This window comes from Geodermatophilus bullaregiensis (genome assembly GCF_016907675.1).
In the GTDB taxonomy this organism is placed as follows: domain Bacteria; phylum Actinomycetota; class Actinomycetes; order Mycobacteriales; family Geodermatophilaceae; genus Geodermatophilus; species Geodermatophilus bullaregiensis.
Genome location: NZ_JAFBCJ010000001.1, coordinates 764,317 through 784,626 on the forward strand (window position 1 = coordinate 764,317; position 20,310 = coordinate 784,626).

The 20,310-nt window shown below is 75.3% G+C and carries 19 protein-coding genes; 14 read left to right on the plus strand and 5 right to left on the minus strand.

Going from position 1 to position 20,310, the window contains the following annotated elements:
* Positions 1-59: 59 nt before the first annotated feature.
* Entirely contained in the window at positions 60-416 is a 357-nt protein-coding gene (locus JOD57_RS03510) for a HesB/IscA family protein (RefSeq protein ID WP_204690622.1), read from the minus strand.
* A gap of 155 nt (positions 417-571) precedes the next feature.
* Here JOD57_RS03510 and JOD57_RS03515 point away from each other — a divergent pair, with 155 nt between their 5' ends.
* Together JOD57_RS03515 and JOD57_RS03520 are read left to right on the plus strand one after the other, a co-directional pair.
* The gene (locus JOD57_RS03515; protein WP_204690623.1) at positions 572-1,180 is read left to right on the plus strand and encodes a DUF3043 domain-containing protein; all 609 of its coding nucleotides are present in this window, start codon (positions 572-574) and stop codon (positions 1,178-1,180) included.
* Positions 1,181-1,219: 39 nt separating this feature from the next.
* Positions 1,220-2,203: an aldo/keto reductase family protein gene (locus JOD57_RS03520; protein WP_204690624.1), complete on the plus strand. Its 984-nt coding sequence runs from the start codon at positions 1,220-1,222 to the stop codon at positions 2,201-2,203.
* A gap of 40 nt (positions 2,204-2,243) precedes the next feature.
* On the opposite strand, the gene JOD57_RS03525 is transcribed toward JOD57_RS03520, so the two are convergent.
* Complete coding sequence (locus tag JOD57_RS03525) at positions 2,244-2,456, minus strand: hypothetical protein (protein ID WP_204690625.1); 213 nt, start codon at positions 2,454-2,456, stop codon at positions 2,244-2,246.
* 139 nt (positions 2,457-2,595) lie between these two features.
* Here JOD57_RS03525 and JOD57_RS03530 point away from each other — a divergent pair, with 139 nt between their 5' ends.
* The 4 genes from JOD57_RS03530 to JOD57_RS03545 are packed head-to-tail and all read left to right on the plus strand — an operon-like array spanning position 2,596 to position 4,968.
* On the plus strand, positions 2,596-3,036 hold the full coding sequence (locus JOD57_RS03530; protein ID WP_204690626.1) for a phage holin family protein: 441 nt from the start codon (positions 2,596-2,598) through the stop codon (positions 3,034-3,036).
* Positions 3,033-3,527 (plus strand): DUF3618 domain-containing protein, encoded by a 495-nt coding sequence (locus JOD57_RS03535; RefSeq protein ID WP_204690627.1) that lies wholly within the window; start codon positions 3,033-3,035, stop codon positions 3,525-3,527. Before JOD57_RS03530 ends, JOD57_RS03535 begins: the two co-directional genes overlap by 4 nt.
* Positions 3,524-3,799, plus strand: a complete 276-nt coding sequence (locus JOD57_RS03540) for a DUF4235 domain-containing protein (RefSeq protein ID WP_204690628.1) — start codon at positions 3,524-3,526, stop codon at positions 3,797-3,799. The genes JOD57_RS03535 and JOD57_RS03540 overlap by 4 nt, the downstream gene beginning before the upstream one ends.
* A 32-nt stretch (positions 3,800-3,831) precedes the next feature.
* On the plus strand, positions 3,832-4,968 hold the full coding sequence (locus JOD57_RS03545) for a YihY/virulence factor BrkB family protein (RefSeq protein ID WP_204690629.1): 1,137 nt from the start codon (positions 3,832-3,834) through the stop codon (positions 4,966-4,968).
* Between the two features lie 20 nt (positions 4,969-4,988).
* Here JOD57_RS03545 and gcvT read toward each other — a convergent pair whose 3' ends face one another.
* On the minus strand, positions 4,989-6,098 hold the full coding sequence (gene gcvT / locus JOD57_RS03550) for a glycine cleavage system aminomethyltransferase GcvT (protein WP_204690630.1): 1,110 nt from the start codon (positions 6,096-6,098) through the stop codon (positions 4,989-4,991).
* Between the two features lie 130 nt (positions 6,099-6,228).
* Here gcvT and JOD57_RS03555 point away from each other — a divergent pair, with 130 nt between their 5' ends.
* From JOD57_RS03555 to JOD57_RS03570, 4 genes are all read left to right on the plus strand, one after another.
* Complete coding sequence (locus JOD57_RS03555) at positions 6,229-7,740, plus strand: leucyl aminopeptidase (RefSeq protein ID WP_204690631.1); 1,512 nt, start codon at positions 6,229-6,231, stop codon at positions 7,738-7,740.
* Between the two features lie 157 nt (positions 7,741-7,897).
* Complete coding sequence (gene lpdA, locus JOD57_RS03560) at positions 7,898-9,277, plus strand: dihydrolipoyl dehydrogenase (protein WP_307824436.1); 1,380 nt, start codon at positions 7,898-7,900, stop codon at positions 9,275-9,277.
* Between the two features lie 48 nt (positions 9,278-9,325).
* A complete protein-coding gene (gene sucB / locus JOD57_RS03565) occupies positions 9,326-11,242 on the plus strand; it encodes a 2-oxoglutarate dehydrogenase, E2 component, dihydrolipoamide succinyltransferase (protein ID WP_204690633.1) in 1,917 nt (638 codons plus the stop codon).
* Positions 11,243-11,314: 72 nt separating this feature from the next.
* Entirely contained in the window at positions 11,315-12,226 is a 912-nt protein-coding gene (locus JOD57_RS03570; RefSeq protein WP_204690634.1) for a TIGR01777 family oxidoreductase, read from the plus strand.
* A gap of 10 nt (positions 12,227-12,236) precedes the next feature.
* On the opposite strand, the gene JOD57_RS03575 is transcribed toward JOD57_RS03570, so the two are convergent.
* Positions 12,237-14,030 (minus strand): serine/threonine-protein kinase, encoded by a 1,794-nt coding sequence (locus JOD57_RS03575; protein ID WP_204690635.1) that lies wholly within the window; start codon positions 14,028-14,030, stop codon positions 12,237-12,239.
* Between the two features lie 187 nt (positions 14,031-14,217).
* Here JOD57_RS03575 and JOD57_RS03580 point away from each other — a divergent pair, with 187 nt between their 5' ends.
* The 4 genes from JOD57_RS03580 to JOD57_RS03595 all read left to right on the plus strand — a co-directional run bounded on the left by JOD57_RS03580 (position 14,218) and on the right by JOD57_RS03595 (position 17,325).
* Positions 14,218-15,462: an NAD(P)/FAD-dependent oxidoreductase gene (locus JOD57_RS03580; protein WP_204690636.1), complete on the plus strand. Its 1,245-nt coding sequence runs from the start codon at positions 14,218-14,220 to the stop codon at positions 15,460-15,462.
* On the plus strand, positions 15,462-16,196 hold the full coding sequence (locus JOD57_RS03585; RefSeq protein WP_204690637.1) for a Type 1 glutamine amidotransferase-like domain-containing protein: 735 nt from the start codon (positions 15,462-15,464) through the stop codon (positions 16,194-16,196). The genes JOD57_RS03580 and JOD57_RS03585 overlap by 1 nt, the downstream gene beginning before the upstream one ends.
* 75 nt (positions 16,197-16,271) lie before the next feature.
* Positions 16,272-16,931, plus strand: a complete 660-nt coding sequence (lipB, locus tag JOD57_RS03590) for a lipoyl(octanoyl) transferase LipB (protein WP_204690638.1) — start codon at positions 16,272-16,274, stop codon at positions 16,929-16,931.
* A 10-nt stretch (positions 16,932-16,941) separates the two neighbouring features.
* Entirely contained in the window at positions 16,942-17,325 is a 384-nt protein-coding gene (locus JOD57_RS03595) for a PPOX class F420-dependent oxidoreductase (protein ID WP_204690639.1), read from the plus strand.
* Positions 17,326-17,360: 35 nt separating this feature from the next.
* Here JOD57_RS03595 and leuS read toward each other — a convergent pair whose 3' ends face one another.
* Entirely contained in the window at positions 17,361-20,252 is a 2,892-nt protein-coding gene (gene leuS, locus JOD57_RS03600) for a leucine--tRNA ligase (RefSeq protein ID WP_204690640.1), read from the minus strand.
* Between the last annotated feature and the right edge of the window lie 58 nt (positions 20,253-20,310).

Below are 20,310 nucleotides of genomic sequence, written 5' to 3' on the forward strand. Positions count from 1 at the left end.
CCCGTCGCGGGGCCCCGGGACTCGCGGAGCGTGTCCCGGGGGGCGACGGGGTCCTTACGTCAGTGGAACGAGTCGCCGCACGCGCAGGAGCCCTGCGCGTTCGGGTTGTCGATCGTGAAACCCTGCTTCTCGATGGTGTCGACGAAGTCGATCACCGCGCCGCCCAGGTACGGGCCGCTCATCCGGTCGACGATGACCTCGACGCCGCCGAACTCGAAGGTCTGGTCACCGTCGAGGAAGCGCTCGTCGAAGAAGAGCTGGTAGCGCAGGCCGGAGCAGCCACCGGGCTGGACGGCGATGCGCAGACGCAGGTCGTCGCGGCCCTCCTGGTCCAGCAGCGCCCTGACCTTGGCCGCCGCCGGCTCGCTGAGCAGCACGCCGGTGCTGCCGGCGGTCTCGGTGTCCTGCACCGTCATGTTCTGTCCTCCCACATCCGAGGGCGTCCGCTGCGGCACTCCCTGCAGCGGAGCAACAGCGCCGTGTCCGGCGCTGTTCCATGGCCGTCGCCCACTGTACGGCGCGCAGCCGGGACGGTCAGTCCCCTGCGCGGACGGACGTAGACTCCCGGACCGTGAAGCTCCGCCTGCCCGGGCGCCGCAACCGCGCCGAGGCCGCCCCCGACCCCGCCGCCGACCAGACCACGCAGCTGGTCAAGGCGGGTGGGAAGGGCCGGCCCACGCCCAGGCGCCACGAGGCCCAGGGGCGGCGTCCCGGTCCCCCGCCGCCGCCGCCCACCACCCGCAAGGAGGCCTACCGGCGGATGCGCGAGCAGCAGGCGCTGCGCAGGTCCGACCCCCGGGCCGGCGGGGGCCGCGGCGACGAGCTGTCCCTGCCCGCCCGCGACCGCGGCCCGGTGCGCAAGCTGGTGCGCGACGTCGTCGACGCCCGCCGCAACGCCGGCAGCTTCTTCCTCGGCGTGGCCGCGCTCGTCCTGGTCGGCTACTTCATCCCGAACCCGGCGGTGCAGAACTACACCGTCTTCGTCTGGTTCGCCTTCTTCCTGCTCATCGCCGGCGACTCGGTGTTCCTCGGCCGCCGGATCAAGAAGAAGGTCCTCGAGCGCTTCCCCGACCAGCCGCACCGCATGAAGGGGCTGGTCTGGTACGGCATCAGCCGGGCGACCATGATCCGCCGCTGGCGCTTCCCGAAGCCCGAGGTGGCGCTGGGCGCCGAGGTCTGAGCGGGTGGGCCCGGTGACGCCGGGCTAGCGTCGGGCGACGTGGAGCATCGACGCCTCGGCCGTTCGGGCCTGACCATCTCCGAGATCGCCTACGGCAACTGGCTCACCCACGGTGGCCAGGTCGAGGAGGACGCCGCGCAGTCCTGCGTGCGCGCCGCCCTGGACGCCGGCATCACGACCTTCGACACCGCCGACGTCTACGCCGGCACCCGCGCCGAGTCCGTGCTGGGGCGCGCGCTGGCCGGCCAGCGCCGCGAGGGGCTGGAGATCTTCACCAAGGTCTACTGGCCGACCGGTCCCGGCCCCAACGACCGCGGCCTGGGGCGCAAGCACGTCACCGAGAGCTGCGAGGCCTCGCTGCGCCGGCTGCAGACCGACCACATCGACCTCTACCAGGCCCACCGGTACGACGAGACGGTGCCGCTGGAGGAGACGATGACCGCCTTCGCCGACCTGGTGCGCGCCGGCAAGGTCCTCTACGTCGGCGTCTCGGAGTGGCGGGCCGAGGAGATCGCCGCCGGCGCGGCGCTGGCCCGCGACCTCGGCATCCAGCTCATCAGCAACCAGCCCCAGTACTCGATGCTGTGGCGGGTCATCGAGGACGAGGTCGTCCCCACCTCGCAGCGCGAGGGCGTCTCGCAGATCGTCTGGTCGCCGCTGGCGCAGGGCGTGCTGACCGGCAAGTACCGGCCCGGCGAGCAGCCGCCGGCCGGCAGCCGGGCCACCGACCCCGAGGCCGGCCGCTTCATCCGCCGGTTCATGGCCGACGACGTCCTCACCCGGGTGCAGGACCTGCGGCCGGTGGCCGACGACCTGGGCCTGTCGATGGCGCAGCTGGCGGTGGCGTGGGTGCTGCAGAACGAGAACGTGGCCGCGGCGATCATCGGGGCGACCCGCCCGGAGCAGGTGCACGACAACGTGAAGGCGGCCGGCGTCCGGCTGGAGGCCGACGTCCTGGCCCGGATCGACGAGGTCCTCGGCGACGTCGTCGAGCGCGACCCCGCCAGGACCGCGAGAGGCTGAGGGGAGGACCCCGGCCCGGACCTCGACGTCAGGTCGAGGTTCAGGCCGGGGCGAGCGCCATGGGGCCGTAGACCCGCTGGTCGCCGTCGAGGAGCGTCACGGTGGCCACGCCACGGCCGAGCAGGTCGCGCCAGTGCTCCCCCAGCCAGGACTCGGCGTCGCCCTGGTTGTCCGACCGCGGCACCTCGACGCCCAGCACGGCCGGGTCCAGGGTCGCACCGCTCGAGTCCTCCAGTCGCCACGTCCAGCTCATGTCCGCGAGGCTAGTGAGCCGACCCGGGTGGGTCCGGGACCGGCCGTGTCGTGGCCGGGGCGTGACCTCCCCGGGGTTAGCACGGTGATCGGCGGGGGCATGTCAGGTGATCGACCGTCCCGTCACGTCCGGAGGACCGATGACCACGCCCACGACGGGCGGCGCCTCGCGCGCCGCCCCGCCTCCCCCCTCGACGGAGGAGACCTCCACCGGCCAGCTGGTCAGCCAGCTAACCGAGCAGGTCTCCCGGCTCGTCCGTGACGAGACCCGCCTGGCGCAGGCCGAGATGACGCAGAAGGCCAAGCGCCTCGGCGTCGGCGCCGGGCTGTTCGGCGGCGCCGGCCTGTTCGGCTTCCTCGGGCTCTGCGTCCTGGTCGCCACCTTCGTGCTGCTGCTCGACCTGGTCCTGCCCGCCTGGCTGGCCGCGCTGATCGTCGCGGTCGTGCTGTTCGCGATCGCCGGCGTCCTGGCCCTGGTGGGCAAGAAGGACGTGCAGAAGGGGACGCCGCCGGTGCCCACCGAGGCGATCGCGAGCACCAAGGCCGACATCGCCGCGGTGAAGGAGAGTGCACGTCGATGAGCACCCCCTCCGGGAGCAGCTCGCCGTCCGGCGACGACGCGCGGCCCGACGCCGCGGCCGCGGGCCCGACCGACCCCGACGCCATCAAGGCCGACATCGAGGCGACCCGCGAGCAGCTCGGCCGCACCGTCGACGAGCTCAGCCACCGCCTCGACGTCCCCGCCCGGGCCAAGGAGGGCGCGGCCCGCGCCAAGGACACCGCCGTCGAGACCTACCGCGAGAGCCCGCCGGCCGTCGCCGGCGCCGGCGCGGCGCTGGCCGGGCTGGTCGGGCTGCTGGTGTGGCGCCGCCGGCGCAAGCGCCGCCGGGCGAGCGCCGAGGCCGCGACCAGCCGGGCCGTCCTGGAGGCGCGGGCCGAGGCCCGGCGGGCCCGCCGGGACGCCGCCCGGCACGCGGAGAAGGCCCGCAGGGCGGTCGCGAAGAACGCGAAGCGCGCCGCGCGCACGACCCGTACGAGGACGCGGAAGACCGCCAGGAGGGCACGCAGGTGAGCAGCAAGAGCGCCAAGCTGGTCTACCGTCCGGTCGGTCTGGCCGGCGGCATCCTCGCCGGTGTCGTCTCCGGCGCGGTGTTCAAGCAGATCTGGAAGCGCGTGTCCGGGGAGGACGACGCCCCCGACGCGCTGCAGAGCGAGTACCGGATGCGCGAGGTCGTGCTCGCCGCGGCCATCCAGGGTGCGATCTTCGCCGCGACCAAGGCCGCCATCGACCGCGCCGGCGCCCGCGGCTTCACCAAGCTGACCGGCAACTGGCCGGGCGACTGACGCGGCGCACGGAGACGGCGAGGGGGACGGACATGGCCGGGACCAGGCACCGCGACAGCGCGGTCGACCGGATCCGCGAGCGCGTCGAGGAGAAGGCGGCCCGGCGTGCGGCCGCGCGGGCGGCCGAGGAGCGGGCCGCCCGCGGTGAGGGCTCCCCGGACCCGGGGCGCGTCCCGCCGGGCGGGCCCTCCCCGCAGCAGCTGCCTGGGATTCACGCCGAGAAGCCCACGCAGATCCCGGCACGCGGCTGGAAGCAGATCGTCAAGCGGGCGTGGGCGGAGCACAACGCCGACAACATGCCGATCATCGGCGGGGGCGTGGCGTTCTTCGCCTTCCTGGCGATCTTCCCCGCCCTGATCGCGACGATCTCGATCTACGGGCTGGTCGCCAGCCCCGAGACCGTCGCCCGCCAGGTCGAGGACCTCTCCGCCCAGCTGCCGGACGAGGCGGCGAGCCTGATCGGGCAACAGCTCACGGCCATCACGCAGAACAGTGGTGGAGCGCTCTCGGTGAGCCTGCTCGTCTCGGTCCTCGGTGCGCTGTGGTCGGCGTCGGGCGGCACGGGGAACCTCATCTCCGCGGTCAACATCGCCTACGACGAGGTGGAGACCCGGTCGTTCGTCAAGCGCAAGGCGCTCGCACTGGGGCTCACCCTCGGCGCCATCGTCTTCGTGCTGATCACCTTCGCGCTGGTCGCCGTGGTGCCGGCGGTGCTCGACATGCTGCCTCTCGGCGTCGTCGGGACGGTCCTGGCGCAGGTCCTGCGCTGGGTCCTGCTGCTCGGGGTCTTCGCCGGGTCCCTCGCCGTGCTGTACCGGGTGGCCCCGGACCGCGACGCCCCGCAGCTGAAGTGGGTCAGCCTCGGCGCGATCGTCGTGACGGTCATCTGGGCGCTGGTCAGCCTGGGCTTCAGCTTCTACGTCAACAACTTCGGGTCCTACGACAAGACCTACGGCACCATCGCCGGCGTCATCGTGCTGATGCTGTGGCTGTACCTCACCTGCTACCTCATCCTGTTCGGCGCGGAGATCAACTCCGAGGCCGAGCACCAGACGGCTCAGGACACCACGGAGGGCGAGCCGGTGCCGATGGGCCAGCGCAACGCCATGATGGCCGACGAGCTGCCCGACCCGCCCGAGCCGACGAAGGAGTCGAAGCAGCAGGCCTGAGACCCCCGTCCGGGGGCGCCTCAGCGCACGTGCGAGGGGACGAACGGCGGGCGCACCACCGCGACCGGCTGCGGCCGCCCCCGGACGTCGACGGCGAGCGCCGTCCCGTCGGCTACCCCGGCCGTGGTGTCGAGCAGGGCCAGCGCGATGCCGGTGCGCAGCGTCGGCGAGAACGTGCCGCTGGTGACCTCGCCGACCCGCGTGCCGTCGGCGTCCAGGACCGCCATCCCCGGGCGCGGGATGCCGCGGCCCGGAGCCCGCAACCCCCACAGCAGACGGGCGGGGCCGGCCTCCCGCTCGGCCAGGAGCGCCTCGCGGCCCCAGAACGCCGGCTTGCCCCAGCCGACGGCCCAGCCGCTGCGTGCCTGGTTCGGCGTGATCGACCGCGACAGCTCGTGCCCGTGCAGGGGGTAGCCCATCTCGGTCCGCAGGGTGTCGCGCGCACCCAGGCCGCACGGCCGGATCCCCTCGGCCGCCCCCGCCTCCAGCAGCCGGTCCCACAGCGCACCCGCCCGGTCGGCGGCAACCAGCAGCTCGTAGCCGTGCTCGCCGGTGTAGCCGGTCCGGCAGACGGTCACCTCGTCGCCCTCCCCGCCGGCGAAGGCCATGTAGGACAGGTCGGCGGCCAGCCCGGCCGCGGCGAGGACGGCGGCCGAGCGCGGCCCCTGCAGCGCCAGGACGGCGACCTCCTCGTGGCGGTCGGTCACCGTGACCCCCGCCGGGGCCGCGGCGGCCAGCCGGGCGAGCACCTCCTGCGCGTTGGCGGCGTTCGGCACCAGCAGGACGTCGTCGGGGCCGTGCAGGTAGACGATGAGGTCGTCGACCACACCGCCGGCGTCGGGCTCCCCGTCGGGAACGCAGCACAGCGTGTACTGCGCCTGGCCCGGCCGGATGCGCGCGAGGTCGTTGGTCAGGCAGGCGTCGACGAGGGCGGCGGCGCCGGGGCCGCGGACGGTGCCGGTGCCCAGGTGGGACACGTCGAACAGGCCCACGGCCTCGCGCACCGCGGCGTGCTCGGCCAGCACCCCTCCCCCGGCGTACTCGATGGGCATCGACCAGCCGCCGAAGTCGGCCAGCTTGGCGCCGGCGACGACGTGCCGCTCGTGCAGGGGCGAGGTCCGCGCGGTCACCCCCGCACGCTATCCGGCGACCTGCTGGAACGGCCTCCGTGCAGGGGCCCGCACCGGCCCCGTCCAGAGGTTCGCCCCGAGCCTGCGAGGGGTGAGGAGGACGGGGTCCTTCGACTTCTAGGATCGAGCGGTGCCGCCGACGATCACCGCCACCGACCGCCCGCTCGAGAAGACCCCCGCCGACGCCGTCGTCGTCGGCATCGGGAAGGGCACCTCCGGCCTGCTGCCGACGCCGGGTGCGGAGGCCGTCGACCGGCTGCTCGGCGGCCGCCTCCTGCCCGCCCTGGCCGACCTCGGCGCCCGCGGCGCCCACGACGAGGTGACCCGGGTGTCCACGCTCGGGCAGGGGCCGTTCCCGGTCGTCGCGGCCGTGGGGCTCGGCGCACCCGGGACCACCGGCGGGTACACGACCGAGGCGGTCCGCCGCGCCGCCGGTGCCGCGAGCCGCGCGCTGTCCGGCCGCCGCTCGGTGGTCACGCTGCTCGCCGCCGTGGGCGGCACGCCCGACGCGGAGCGGCTGCACGCGGTCGGCGAGGGCGCGCTGCTGGGTGCCTACGAGTTCACCGCGTACAAGTCCGACCTGCCCGCGGACCGCCCGACGCCGCCGCGCGAGTTCACCGTCGTCGTCCCCGACGCCGGTGCCGCCAAGGCGCCGCTGGCCCGCGTGCGGGCGGTCGTCGAGGCCGTCACGCTCGTGCGCGACCTGGTCAACACCCCGCCCAACGACCTCCACCCCGCCGAGCTGGCCGCCCGCGGCGCCGCCGCCGGCAGGGCCGCGGGCCTGTCGGTCGAGGTCCTCGACGAGGACGCCCTGGCCGCCGGCGGCTACGGCGGCGTCCTGGCGGTCGGCAGCGGGTCCTCGCGGGGACCGCGGCTGCTGCGCCTGACCTACAGCGGGAAGAAGGCGCAGAAGAAGGTCGCGCTGGTGGGCAAGGGCATCACCTTCGACAGCGGCGGTCTGTCGATCAAGCCCGCGCAGAACATGCACCACATGACCAGCGACATGGCCGGCGCCGCGGCCGTGATCGCGACTGCGTGCCTCGTGGCGAAGCTGGGCCTGCCGGTCGAGGTGACCGCGACCGTCCCGATCGCGGAGAACCTGCCGAGCGGCACCGCCTACCGCCCGGCCGACGTGGTCACCTTCCGCAACGGCAAGAAGGCCGAGATCACCAACACCGACGCCGAGGGGCGCGTGGTCCTGGCCGACGCCATCGCCCGTGCGGCCGAGGACTCCCCCGACGTGCTGCTCGAGACCTCGACGCTGACCGGGGCCCAGCTGGTCGCCCTGGGCTCGCGCACCGCCGGGGTCATGGGCAGCGACGACCTGCGCGACGCCGTCGTGGCGGCGAGCCGGCGCAGCGGCGAGCCCATGTGGGCCATGCCGATGCCCGAGGAGCTGCGCCGGGGCATCGACTCCCCCGTCGCCGACTTCGTCAACGCCAACGCCGACCGGATGGGCGGCATGCTCGTCGGGGCGCACTTCCTCGCCGAGTTCGTGCCGGCCGGCCTGCCGTGGGCGCACGTCGACATCGCCGGCCCGAGCTACAACACCGGCGCCCCGTGGGGCTACACGCCCAAGGGCGGCACCGGGGTGCCGGTGCGCACCCTGCTGGCCACGATCGAGGACCTGCTCGCCCGCTGAGGCACCTCCGGCCGGGGCGTGCACGCCGTCTGGCCGCGGGGGCGCGCCCCGCCGGGATCGGCGCCCTCGGCCTGCGGTTCCGCGGAGTGGCAGGATGGTCGCGGACCACCCCCGCGCCACACGAGCGGGGCAGGCCGAGAGCATCGAGGAGCCCGTCGTGAGCGCACCCACCTCCCCCGCCGACCTGGTCATCCTCGGTGGTGGCTCGGGTGGCTACGCAGCCGCCCTGCGGGCCGCCGAGCTCGGGATGTCCGTCGTCCTGGTCGAGAAGGACAAGGTCGGCGGCACCTGCCTGCACCGCGGCTGCATCCCCACCAAGGCCCTGCTGCACAGCGGCGAGATCGCCGACCAGGCCCGCGAGGGCGAGCAGTTCGGCGTCAAGACCAGCCTGGCCGGCATCGACATGGACGGCGTCAACGCCTACAAGGACGGCGTCGTCGGCCGGCTCTACAAGGGCCTGCAGGGCCTGATCAAGAGCCGCAAGATCACCTACGTGGAGGGTGAGGGCCGGCTGGTCTCCCCCACCGCCGTCGCCGTGGACGGGCAGACCTACGAGGGCCGCCACGTCCTGCTGGCCACCGGCTCCTACTCGCGCAGCCTCCCCGGCATCGAGCTCGACGGCTCCCGCGTCATCGACAGCGAGCAGGCGCTCAGGCTGGACCGCGTCCCGACCTCCGCGGTCGTCCTCGGCGGCGGGGTCATCGGCTGCGAGTTCGCCAGCGCCTGGAAGTCCTTCGGCGTCGACGTGACGATCGTGGAGGCGCTGCCGCACCTGGTGCCGCTGGAGGACGAGAGCAGCTCCAAGCTGCTCGAGCGGGCCTTCCGCCGCCGCAAGATCGCCTTCGAGCTGGGCAGCCGGGTGTCCGGCGTCTCGCACACCGAGAACGGCGTCAAGGTCAGCATGGAGAACGGCAAGGAGTTCGAGGCCGAGATCGTGCTCGTCGCCGTCGGCCGCGGTCCGGTCAGCCAGGGGCTGGGCTACGAGGAGGCCGGCGTGGCGATGGACCGCGGCTACGTGCTGGTCGACGAGTACTGCCGGACCAACGTGCCGACCATCTCCGCCGTCGGCGACCTCATCCCCACCCTGCAGCTCGCCCACGTCGGCTTCGGTGAGGGCATCCTCGTCGCCGAGCGGCTGGCCGGCCTGCCGGTCGTGCCGATCGACTACGCCGGTGTCCCGCGGGTCACCTACTCCGAGCCCGAGGTCGCCTCCGTGGGCCTCACCGAGGTGCAGGCCCGGGAGAAGTACGGCGACGTCGAGACGCTGGTCTACGACCTCGGAGGCAACGGGCGCAGCCAGATCCTCAAGACCCAGGGCGCGGTCAAGCTGATCCGCCAGAAGGACGGCCCGGTCGTCGGCGTGCACATGGTCGGCAGCCGCGTCGGCGAGCTCATCGCCGAGGCCCAGCTGATCTTCAACTGGGAGGCCCTGCCCGACGAGGTCGCCGCCCTGATCCACCCGCACCCCACGCAGAGCGAGGCTCTCGGCGAGGCCCACCTGGCCCTCGCCGGCAAGCCGCTGCACGCGCACAGCTGATCGACGCACCCCACCCATCCGCCCCGCGCCAGAAGGAGCCCTCCCCCGATGCCGACCTCCGTCACCATGCCCGCCCTGGGCGAGAGCGTCACCGAGGGCACGGTCACCCGATGGCTCAAGCAGGAGGGTGAGCAGGTCGAGGTCGACGAGCCCCTCCTCGAGGTCTCGACCGACAAGGTCGACACCGAGATCCCCTCGCCGGCCGCCGGGGTGCTGAGCAAGATCCTCGTCTCGGAGGACGAGACGGTCGAGGTCGGCGCCGAGCTCGCCGTCATCGGTGGCGACGGCGACGGCGGTGCCGCCGCTGGTCCCGCGTCCGCCGACGACGCGACGACGCCGCAGACCCCGGTCGACCAGGTCGAGGACGCCGCCCCCGGGCCGGCGGACGAGCAGCAGCCGGAGCCGGCCACCGCGGCCCCGGCGGGCGACGGCGGCCAGGGCGGCGGCGACCAGGGCGGCGGTCAGGGCGGCGGCGAGGGGACGCCGGTCACCATGCCGGCGCTCGGCGAGAGCGTCACCGAGGGCACCGTCACTCGCTGGCTGAAGGCCGTCGGCGACGAGGTCACCGCCGACGAGCCGCTGCTCGAGGTGTCGACCGACAAGGTCGACACCGAGATCCCGGCGCCGGTGTCGGGCACCCTGCTGTCGATCTCGGTCAACGAGGACGAGACGGTCGAGGTCGGCGCCGAGCTCGCCGTCATCGGCAGCGGCGCCGCCGGCGGTGGCGCCCCCGCCCCGGCCGCTCCGGCTCCCGCCGCGCAGGAGACACCCCAGCAGCAGGCGCCCCGGCAGGAGGAGTCGCCCGTGCAGGCGGCACCGGCTCCCTCGGCACCTCCCGGCGCCCCGCCCTCGGTCCCCGCCGGTGCCGACTACGGCTCCGGTGCGGCCGAGACCGTCGCCGAGCAGCAGAAGACCCCGCCGACGCAGCCCTCCCCCGCGCCGGCCGCCGCAGCTGCGTCGTCCCCGGCCCCGGCTGCTCCGGCGCCCGCCCCGGCCGACGGTTCCGGCACCTACGTCACCCCGCTGGTGCGCCGCCTGGCCGCCGAGCACGGGGTCGACCTGAACTCGGTCACCGGCACCGGCGTCGGTGGGCGGATCCGCAAGCAGGACGTGCTGGCCGTCGCCGAACAGGCCGCTGCCCCGGCCGAGGCCCCGGCCGCCGCGCCGGCACCGGCGTCCGCACCGGCCGCCGCCGGCCGTCCGGCGACGCCGTCGCCGGCGGCGCAGCAGGACACCTCGCTGCGGGGCCGCACGGAGAAGATGCCGCGGCTGCGCAAGGTCATCGCCCAGCGGATGGTCGAGTCGCTGGCGGTCAGCGCCCAGCTGACCACGGTGGTCGAGGTCGACGTCACCCGTATCGCCAAGCTCCGCGACCGGGCCAAGCGGGACTTCCAGACCCGCGAGGGCGTCAAGCTCTCGTTCCTGCCGTTCTTCGCCAAGGCGGCGGTCGAGGCGCTCAAGGCCTACCCGTCGGTGAACTCGTCGGTGGACATGGAGGCCGGCACGGTCACCTACCACGACGCCGAGAACCTCGGCATCGCGGTGGACACCGAGCAGGGGCTGATCGTCCCGGTGATCCACGGCGCCGGGGACCTCAACATCGCCGGTCTGGCGCGCAAGATCGCCGACCTCGCGGAGCGGACCCGGGGCAAGAAGGTCGCCCCGGACGAGCTCGGTGGCGGCACCTTCACGCTGACCAACACCGGCAGCCGGGGCGCCCTGTTCGACACGCCGATCATCAACCAGCCGCAGGTGGCGATCCTCGGCACCGGCTCGGTGGTCAAGCGCCCGGTCGTCGTGCAGGACCCCGACCTCGGCGAGGTCATCGCGGTCCGGTCGATGGTCTACCTGGCCCTCACCTACGACCACCGGATCGTGGACGGCGCCGACGCGGCGCGCTTCCTCACCACGGTCAGGGAGCGGCTGGAGGCCGGTCAGTTCGAGGGCGATCTCGGCCTCGCCTGATCCGTCCCGGTCGGGCCCCGGCGTGCGCGCCGGGGCCCGACCGCGTGCACGCTGCGGGCAACGAGGAGGGTCATGAAGATCGCGGTCACTGGCGCCTCCGGCCTCATCGGCTCGGCGCTGGTCCCGGCCCTGCGCGCCGACGGCCACGAGGTGGTCCGGCTCGTCCGCCGCACTCCGCGGACCGCCGACGAGCACCGCTGGGACCCCCACCACCGGCAGATCGGCCCGGCGGTGCTCCGTGACGTCGACGCCGTGGTCAACCTCGCCGGCACGCCGATCCGGCCGCGTCCCTTCACCGAGAGCTACCGGCAGGCCCTGTTGACCAGCCGCCTGGACAGCACCGCGACCGTCAGCGAGGCGCTGGCCGCCGCGGTCACCGAGGAGCCCACCCGGCCACGGGTGCTGCTGTCGGCCTCGGCGGTCGGCTACTACGGCGACACGGGTGACCGGGTCGCCGACGAGCAGGCTCCCCCGGGAGAGGACTTCCTCGCCCGCGTCTGCGTGCAGTGGGAGGAGGCCACCCGCCCCGCGGCCGACGCCGGCGTGCGCGTGGCCACCCTGCGCACCGGGCTGGTCATCGACCGGGGCGCGATGCTGGTGAGGGTGCTCGGCACGGTGTTCCGCGCCGGTCTGGGAGGCCGGATGGGCACCGGCCGGCAGTTCTGGCCGTGGGTGAGCCTGGCCGACGAGGTCGGCGCCATCCGCTTCCTGCTCACCGCCGACGACGTCTCCGGTCCGGTCAACATCACCGGCCCCGAGCCGGTGCGCAACGCCGAGTTCGTCCGGGACCTCGCCCGGGCCGTGCACCGGCCGGCGGTGTTCCCAGTGCCCGCCGTGGCCATCCGGCTCGCGCTGGGCGAGTTCGGGCGGTCCAGCGTCCTCGCCGGTCAGCGCGCCGTCCCGGCCCGGCTGCAGGCCGCCGGCTACCGGTTTACGCACCCCGACCTCCCCTCGGCGCTGCACGCGGCGCTCGGCCGGCGCTGAGCGCCCGAGGTCACGTCAGCCGCCCCGCCGACTCGATCCGCCAGCCCGTCGCCGTGTCGACCAGCTGCACGGCGACGGCGACCTCCCCGCGGCCGGCCTCGGTGCGGCGGGCCGGACCGTCGGGCTCCGTCGCGGCGACGACCTCGTAGGCCGGCCACTCGTCGACCAGCCGCACCGTGGCCCGGCCGTCGGCGGTGGGACCCGCGGTGAGGCTGACCTCGACCACGGCGGGACGGAAGCCGCGCAGCACCTCGCCCGAGGCCGCCAGCCCCGCCAGGTAGGCCAGGTCGGCCTCCAGGAGCGGGCTGCCGGCGGCGTAGACCTCATCCAGCGCCGCCGGCGAGCCGGTGGTGAGGGCCTGGGCCCGGCGGTCGTAGAGGCCGGTGAGGACCGCCGTCCAGTCGGTGCCGGCCGCGGGGGCGGTCTCGGTGGCGGGCGTTGGCAGAGCCGGCTCGGTGGCGGGCGCCGGCGGAGCCGGCTCGGTGGCGGGCGCTGGCGGAGCCGGTGGCCGGGCGGGCGTCGGTGTCCCGGGGTCGGGGGACGCGGACGCCGGCGAGTCCGGCGCCGTCGACGGCGCAGCGTCCGGTGGCGGAGCCGGCCCGGTCGACGACGCACCCGGCGCGGCGGCCGGGGACGAGGCCGCCGACCCCAGCGGCGCGTCGGCTCCCGCCGTCTGCGCTGCCGGACCCGACCGGCTCCACACCAGGCCGATCCAGACGGCGCCGACGACGAGGGCGACCAGGCCGACCGCCGCCGCGCCGCGCCGCACGAGCGACCCGGACGACGGGGCACCGGACGACAGAGCACCGGACGACAGCGCACCCGACAGCCGCGCCGCGGGCGTCCGCCGCGCCGGCCGGACCTCCCGCGGCTCCGGTCGCCGGTGCCGCCCGGGCACCTGGTGGGTGAGCTCGGTGCGCGGGCCGCGGCCGGTGCGGGCGAGGTCGGCGTCGGGCACGCCGGCCACGGGCAACCGCACCGGCTCGGGACGGCAGGCGTGCCGCAGGTCGAGGGCGAGCGCCGCCGCCGAGCCCCGGTCGTGCGGGTCCGGCGATAGCCCGCGCGCGACCACCTCGAGCAGCTCGGGCGGGGCGTCAGGGGCCAGCTCCACCAGGTCGGGCAGCTCCCCCTCGGCGGCGACGGCGAGCGTGTCGGCGGGCCCGGCCGCGTTCCAGGGCGGCACCCCGGTGAGGGCGTGGAACGCCGCGGCGGCGACGCCGAAGACGTCCGACGCCGGACCGGGCGCCGCTCCGCGGGCGACCGCGGGGTCGACGTAGGCCGGGGTCACCTCACCGGCGGCGTCCTCACCGAGGACCCGCGCCACCCCGAGGTCGGTGAGCACCGGCCGCCCCTCGGCGGTGAAGACGACGTTCCCCGGCGAGAGGTCGCCGTGCACGACGCCCCGATCGTGGGCGCAGGCCAGTGCGGCCGCCACCGGCGCCAGGGCCGTGACCACCTCCCCGGGCCGCAGCCGGCCGCGCCGGGTCAGCAACGCGGCCAGGCTCCCGCCCTCCAGCAGGTCGAGGACCAGGGCCACCCGGGCGGGGCCGCCCCGGCGCGGTTGGTGGACGACCTCGTGCAGCCGGACGAGGTGCGGGTGGTCGAGCGCGCCGAGCAGCGCCGCCTCCCGGGCCTGCCGCTCGGTGTCGCCGGCGACGAGGACCTTGACCGCCACGGCCGTTCCACCGGCGCGCGGGCGCGCCCGCCACACCTCCCCGGACCCACCGCGGCCGAGCAGCCGGTCGAGCCGGTAGCCGGGGACGACCGGCGGCACCGGGTCGCCCGGGCGGTCGGCGGCGGACACAGCGGGATCCGGTGCATCGGGATCCGGTGCATCGGGATCCGGGGCGTCGGGGTCCGGGGAGGCGGGCACGACCGGGACGGTAGGGCGCTCGGCCGCCCGGCCGCTCCCGCTGTCCACAGGCCGCCACGGCGTCCACACCCCCGCCCCGGACGGGTGGCCGGGCCCGACTCGGCCTAGGTTCGGGGCCATGCCGCTGCCCGCCCGTGCCGAGGTCGTCGTCGTGGGCGCGGGTCTGGCCGGCTTGTCCGTGGCCACCCGGCTGGCCGCCGCCGGGTGCGACGTCCACGTCCTGGAGGCCGCCGGGCACGCGGGGGGTCGGCTGGCCACCGACCGGGTCGACGGGTTCGTGGTCGACCGCGGCTTCCAGGTGTTCAACACCGGCTACCCGCGCGCGGCCGACCTCGACCTCGACACCCTCGACCTCGGGTACTTCGTGCCCGGCGCGGTCGTGCGGGTCGGGGGCCGGGCGCACCGGGTGGCCGACCCGCGCCGCCGGCCCACGGCGCTGCCGGACACGCTGCGCGCCCCGGTCGGGTCCCTGCCGCGCAAGGTGGCCATCGCGGCCTTCTCCGCGCGGGCGGGGTACTGGCCGGTGGCGCGGCTGCTGTCCGCCCCGGAGACGACCGCGGCCGAGCACCTGGCCCGGGCCGGGGTCGGGACGACGGCACGGGAGCGGTTCTTCGGGCCGTTCCTCGCCGGCGTGCTGCTGGAGGACCGGCTGGAGACGTCGAGCCGCTACCTCGACCTGCTGTGGCGCAGCTTCGCCCGGGGTGCGACGGGGCTGCCTGCCCGCGGGATCCAGGCCGTGGGCGCGCAGCTGGCCGCCCGCACCGGCGCGGAGCGGCTGCACCACGGCGTCCGCGTCACCGGGGTCTCCGGGACGTCGGTCACCAGCGACGCCGGGGAGGTCCGCGCCGACGCCGTCGTGGTGGCCACCGACCCCGACACCGCGGCCGCGCTCCTGCCCGCCGTCCGGACGAGCGCCCCCCGGCAGGTGACGACGCACTACCACGTGCTGCCGGCCTCCCCCTGGCCCGAGCCGCTCATCGTCCTGGGCGCTCCCGGCGGGCGGCTGGTCAACAGCGTGGTGCTCACCGACGCCCAGCCCGCCTACTCCCCCGACGGCCGCGCCCTGGTGGCCAGCAGCTCGCTGGCGCCGACCCGCGAGGCCGACGTGCGGGAGGAGGTCGCGCGGCTGCACGACGTCGCCGCGACCGACCTCGGGCACCTGACCACCGTCACGGTCACCGGCGCCCAGCCGGCCGCGCTGCCGCCGCTGCAGCTGCGCCGCCCGGTCGACCTCGGCGGCGGCCTGTACGTGTGCGGCGACCACCGCGACACCCCCTCGATCCAGGGCGCCATGGCCAGCGGCCGGCGCACCGCCGCCGCGGTCCTGCGCGCCCTGCGGCCGACGACAGCCGGAGCCGCCTGATGCCCGCCACCGCGCCCACCGTCCTGGCCACCAGCATCGGCTTCGACTCCCGCGGCCGGGGCCCCTACGACTGGGCGCCGGGCCCGGTGTTCGACCTGGCCGTCGACCTCGCCGGCGCCCCCGGGCAGCCGCGGCTGTGCTACCTGGGCACCGCGACCGGCGACGACCCGGTCCGGGTGGCCGGCGTCTACGGCGCCTTCGCCGGCAGCGCCGTGCGGGTCAGTCACCTGAGCCTGTTCCCCATGCCGACCGTGCCCGACGTGCGGGCCCACCTCCTGGCCCAGGACGTCGTCTGGGTCGGCGGCGGCAGCGTGGCCAACCTGCTGGCGGTCTGGCGTATGCACGGGCTCGACGAGGTGCTGGCCGAGTGCTGGCGGGCCGGCGTGGTGCTGGGCGGGGTGTCGGCCGGGTCGCTGTGCTGGCACGTCGGCGGCACCACCGACTCCTACGGCCCCGACCTGCGGCCGGTCACGAACGGCCTGGGGCTGATCCCCACCTCCAACGGCGTGCACCACGACTCCGAGGAGCAGCGCCGCCCGCTGTACCACCGGCTGGTCGCCGACGGGACGCTGCCGGCCGGGCACGCCACCGACGACGGCGTCGGGCTGGTGTACCGCGGCACCGCCCTGGTCGAGGCGGTCGCCGACCGGCCCGGCAAGGCCGCCTACCGGGTGGAGCGCGGGCCCGACGGCACCGCGGTCGAGACCCGGCTCGAGCCCCGCCGCCTGCGCTAGGTGGCCCCGTCCCGGGGTCCCGCCCGAGCCCGCGAGAGGTGGGGAGGACGGGGTCCTTGTCTCTACGCTGGGGGCGTGAGCGAACTGCGCGTCGTCCGGGCCGGCACCGTCCCCTACGAGGAGGCGTGGGCGCGCCAGCGCGAGATCCACGCCGCCCGGGTGGCCGGGGAGGGCCCCGACACCCTGCTGCTGCTGGAGCACCCGTCGGTCTACACCGCCGGCCGGCGCACCGAGCCGCACGAGCGCCCGCTCGACGGCACCCCGGTCGTCGACGTCGACCGGGGCGGCAAGATCACCTGGCACGGTCCCGGCCAGCTGGTCGGCTACCCGATCGTCGCGCTGCCCGATCCGGTCGACGTCGTCGCGCACGTCCGCCGGCTCGAGGACGCGCTCATGGAGGTCTGTGCCGGCCTCGGCGTGCAGACCCAGCGGGTCGACGGCCGCAGCGGCGTGTGGCTCCCCGCCGACGCGCCCGGGCCGCAGAGCCGGTTCCGTCCCGAGCGCAAGATCGCCGCGATCGGCGTCCGGGTCGCGCGCGGCGTCACCATGCACGGCTTCGCGCTCAACTGCGACCCCGACCTGGCGGCGTTCGGCACCATCGTCCCGTGCGGCATCGTCGACGCGGGCGTGACCTCGCTGTCGGCGGAGCTGGGCCGCGACGTCCCCGTCGCCGAGGTCGTCGACGCGGTGGAGGCGGCGGTGCGCCGGGTCCTGACCCTCGCGCCGGTCGCCTGACCGGACCGGCATGCCCGAGCTGCCGCACAGCACCTACGTCAGCCTGACCACCTTCCGCCGCACCGGCGAGCCGGTCCCCACGCCGGTGTGGGCCGCGCCCGACGGCGACGACCTGGTCGTCTGGACCCGCGCCGACTCCGGCAAGGTCAGGCGGCTGCGGCACACCGCCCGGGTGACGGTGGCGCCGTGCGACATCCGTGGCCGGGTGCACGGCCCCGCGGTCGAGGCGACCGCCGGTCTCGTCGACCGCGCCGAGTGGCCCCGGGCCCTCGCGGCGCTGCGCCGCGCCTACGGCCTGCGCTTCCGGCTCGGCTACGTGACCTCCCGGCTGTGGACCCGCCTGACCAGGCCGGGCGCCGAGCGGCACGAGCTCATCCGCATCCGCCCCGCCTGAGGCCTCCCCCGTCGACGGTGACGGGGACGCGGTCCTCACCCGACGACGAAGTTGACCAGCCGCCCAGGGACGGCGACGACGCGCCGCACCGTCTTGCCGGCCAGCTGCGCAGCCACCTTCTCCTCGGCCCGTGCCGCCTCCTCCAGCGCCGTGGCATCGGCATCGGCCGGCACGGTCACCTGCGCCCGCACCTTGCCGTTGACCTGCACGGCGACCTGCACGGTGTCCTCGACCAGCCAGCGCTCGTCGGCGACCGGGAACGGCGCCCAGGCCAGCGAGTCGGCGTGCCCGAGCCGCGCCCACAGCTCCTCGCCCAGGTGCGGGGCCAGCGGAGCCACCATCAGCACCAGCGGCTCGGCCACCGACCGCGGCACGGGCCGCTCGGCGCCATAGGTCGCGGTCAGCGCGTTGGTCAGCTCGGTCACCCGGGCGATGGCGATGTTGAACCGCAGCGTCGTCATGCCGTCGCGGACCCCGGCGATCGCCCGGTGCAGCGCCCGCAGCGTGTCCTCGTCCGGCGCGACGTCGTCGGACGCCCGCACCGCGCCGGTCTCCTCGTCGACGACGACCCGCCAGATCCGCTGCAGCAGCCGCTGCGAGCCGACGACGGCCTTGGTGTCCCACGGCCGCGACTGCTCCAGCGGACCGGTCGACATCTCGTAGACCCGGAAGGTGTCGGCCCCGTAGGCCCCGATCATCTCGTCGGGCGTGACCATGTTCTTCAGGCTCTTCCCGATCTTGCCGTACTCGCGGTTGACCGGCCTGCCCTCGTAGAGGAACCGCCCGTCCTCCTCGACCACGTCGGCGGCGGGGACGTAGAAACCGCGCGCGTCGGTGTAGGCGTAGGCCGAGATGTAGCCCTGGTTGACCAACCGGCGGAACGGCTCCTCGCTGGAGACGTAGCCCAGGTCGTGCAACACCTTGTGCCAGAAGCGGGCGTACAGCAGGTGCAGGACGGCGTGCTCCATGCCACCGACGTAGAGGTCCACGCCGCCGACGTCGCCCGGCGAGCGCGGGCCCAGCCAGTAGCGCTCCAGCTCCGGGTCGACCATCTGCGCGTCGTCGGCGGGGTCCAGGTAGCGCAGGTGGTACCAGCACGAGCCGGCCCAGTTGGGCATCGTGTTGGTCTCGCGGCGGTAGGGCCTGAGCCCGTCACCCAGGTCCAGCTCGACCGTCGTCCACTCGGCCACCCGCGACAGCGGCGGCTCCGGAGCGGACTCGGCGTCGTCGTCGGCGAAGGTCTTGGGCGAGTAGTCGTCGACCTCGGGCAGCAGCACCGGCAGCAGCGACTCGGGCACCGCGCGCGGCAGGCCGTCGGCGTCGTAGACGATGGGGAACGGCTCGCCCCAGTAGCGCTGCCGGCTGAACAGCCAGTCGCGCAGCTTGTACGTGGTCGTGGCCTCACCGGAGCCGTCGCGCACCAGCCAGTCGGTGATCGTGGCGATGGCGGTCGCCTTGTCCAGGCCGTCCAGCGACACCTCGTCGTTCGACGAGTTGATCATCTCGCCGGCGCCGGTCCAGGCGCCGCCGTCCCAGTCGGCCGGCGGCTGCACCGTCCGGACGACGGGCAGCCCGAACGCCGCGGCGAACTCCCAGTCGCGGGTGTCCTCGCCGGGCACCGCCATGATCGCCCCGGTGCCGTAGCCGGTCAGCACGTAGTCGGCGATGAACACCGGCAGCTGGCGGCCGTTGACCGGGTTGACGGCGGTGACGCCCAGCCAGACGCCGGTCTTCTCGCGACCGGCGTCCTGGCGGTCCAGCTCCGAGCGGCGGGAGGCCTGCCGCTGGTACTCCCGCACCGCCTCGCCCGGGGTGGCCGCGCCGCCGGTCCAGCGGGGGTCGGTGCCCGAGGGCCACGCGGCGGTGGTCAGCGTCTCGACCAGGGGGTGCTCGGGTGCCAGCACCACGTAGGTGGCGCCGAACAGCGTGTCGGGCCGGGTGGTGAAGACCTCGATGGTCTCGTTCCCGGCGGCGAACCGGATGCGCGCACCGGTGGAGCGGCCGATCCAGTTGCGCTGCATCTGCTTGACCGAGTCCGACCAGTCCAGCCGGTCCAGGTCGGCCAGCAGCCGCTCGGCGTAGGCGGTGATCCGCATCATCCACTGGGTCAGCGGGCGCCGGAACACCGGGAAGTTGCCCCGCTCGGAACGGCCGTCGGGGGTGACCTCCTCGTTGGACAGCACCGTGCCCAGGCCCGGGCACCAGTTCACCGGTGCCTCGTGCCGGTAGGCCAGCCGGTGAGCGTCGACGACCTTCCGCTTGTCGACGTCGGACAGCTCCGCCCATGGCACCCCCGAGGGGTTGGTGCCCGGTGCGGGCTCGCGGGTCCCGGCGTCCAGCTCGGCCACCAGCTCCTCGACCGGGCGGGCCCGCCCGGCCGCCTCGTCGAACCAGGCCCCGAAGATCTTCAGGAAGATCCACTGGGTCCACCGGTAGTAGCCCGGGTCGATCGTCGCGAAGGTCCGGCGCTCGTCGTGGTCGACACCCAGCCGGCGCAGCTGCGCCCGGATGGCGGCGATGTTGGCCTCGGTGGTGACCCGCGGGTGCTGTCCCGTCTGGACGGCGTACTGCTCGGCGGGCAGCCCGAAGGCGTCGTAGCCCATCGGGTGCAGCACGTTGTCGCCGTCCATCCGGCGGAACCGGCTGGTGACGTCGGTGCCCAGGTAGCCCAGCGGGTGGCCGACGTGCAGGCCCGCGCCCGAGGGGTACGGGAACATGTCCATGATGAAGGACTTGGGCCGGTCGGCGACCCGCTCGAAGCCCTCCGCCAGCCGGCCCGTCGGGTTGGGCGTGTGGAACGTCCCCTCCCGCGCCCACCGGTCCTGCCACTCCAGCTCGATCCGCTGGGCGAGCGCCGGCGTGTAACGGTGCGGCGGGACACCCTCGTCGGCCGGCTCGGTGGTGGGCCGGCTCACCGTCTGGCTCATGGTGGGGATCTCCTCGGCGGTCGTGCGGCGGGCAGAAAAAAACCCCTCACGCAGGAGG

What these genes read in the sequence shown, in the direction of transcription:
- JOD57_RS03510 (WP_204690622.1), bottom strand. Translation starts at nt 416, where the DNA reads ATGACGGTGCAGGACACCGAGACCGCCGGCAGCACCGGCGTGCTGCTC.
- JOD57_RS03525 (WP_204690625.1), bottom strand. Translation starts at nt 2,456, where the DNA reads ATGAGCTGGACGTGGCGACTGGAGGACTCGAGCGGTGCGACCCTGGAC.
- JOD57_RS03530 (WP_204690626.1), top strand. Translation starts at nt 2,596, where the DNA reads ATGACCACGCCCACGACGGGCGGCGCCTCGCGCGCCGCCCCGCCTCCC.
- JOD57_RS03535 (WP_204690627.1), top strand. Translation starts at nt 3,033, where the DNA reads ATGAGCACCCCCTCCGGGAGCAGCTCGCCGTCCGGCGACGACGCGCGG.
- JOD57_RS03545 (WP_204690629.1), top strand. Translation starts at nt 3,832, where the DNA reads ATGGCCGGGACCAGGCACCGCGACAGCGCGGTCGACCGGATCCGCGAG.
- sucB (WP_204690633.1), top strand. Translation starts at nt 9,326, where the DNA reads ATGCCGACCTCCGTCACCATGCCCGCCCTGGGCGAGAGCGTCACCGAG.
- JOD57_RS03570 (WP_204690634.1), top strand. Translation starts at nt 11,315, where the DNA reads ATGAAGATCGCGGTCACTGGCGCCTCCGGCCTCATCGGCTCGGCGCTG.
- JOD57_RS03580 (WP_204690636.1), top strand. Translation starts at nt 14,218, where the DNA reads ATGCCGCTGCCCGCCCGTGCCGAGGTCGTCGTCGTGGGCGCGGGTCTG.
- JOD57_RS03585 (WP_204690637.1), top strand. Translation starts at nt 15,462, where the DNA reads ATGCCCGCCACCGCGCCCACCGTCCTGGCCACCAGCATCGGCTTCGAC.
- JOD57_RS03595 (WP_204690639.1), top strand. Translation starts at nt 16,942, where the DNA reads ATGCCCGAGCTGCCGCACAGCACCTACGTCAGCCTGACCACCTTCCGC.
- leuS (WP_204690640.1), bottom strand. Translation starts at nt 20,252, where the DNA reads ATGAGCCAGACGGTGAGCCGGCCCACCACCGAGCCGGCCGACGAGGGT.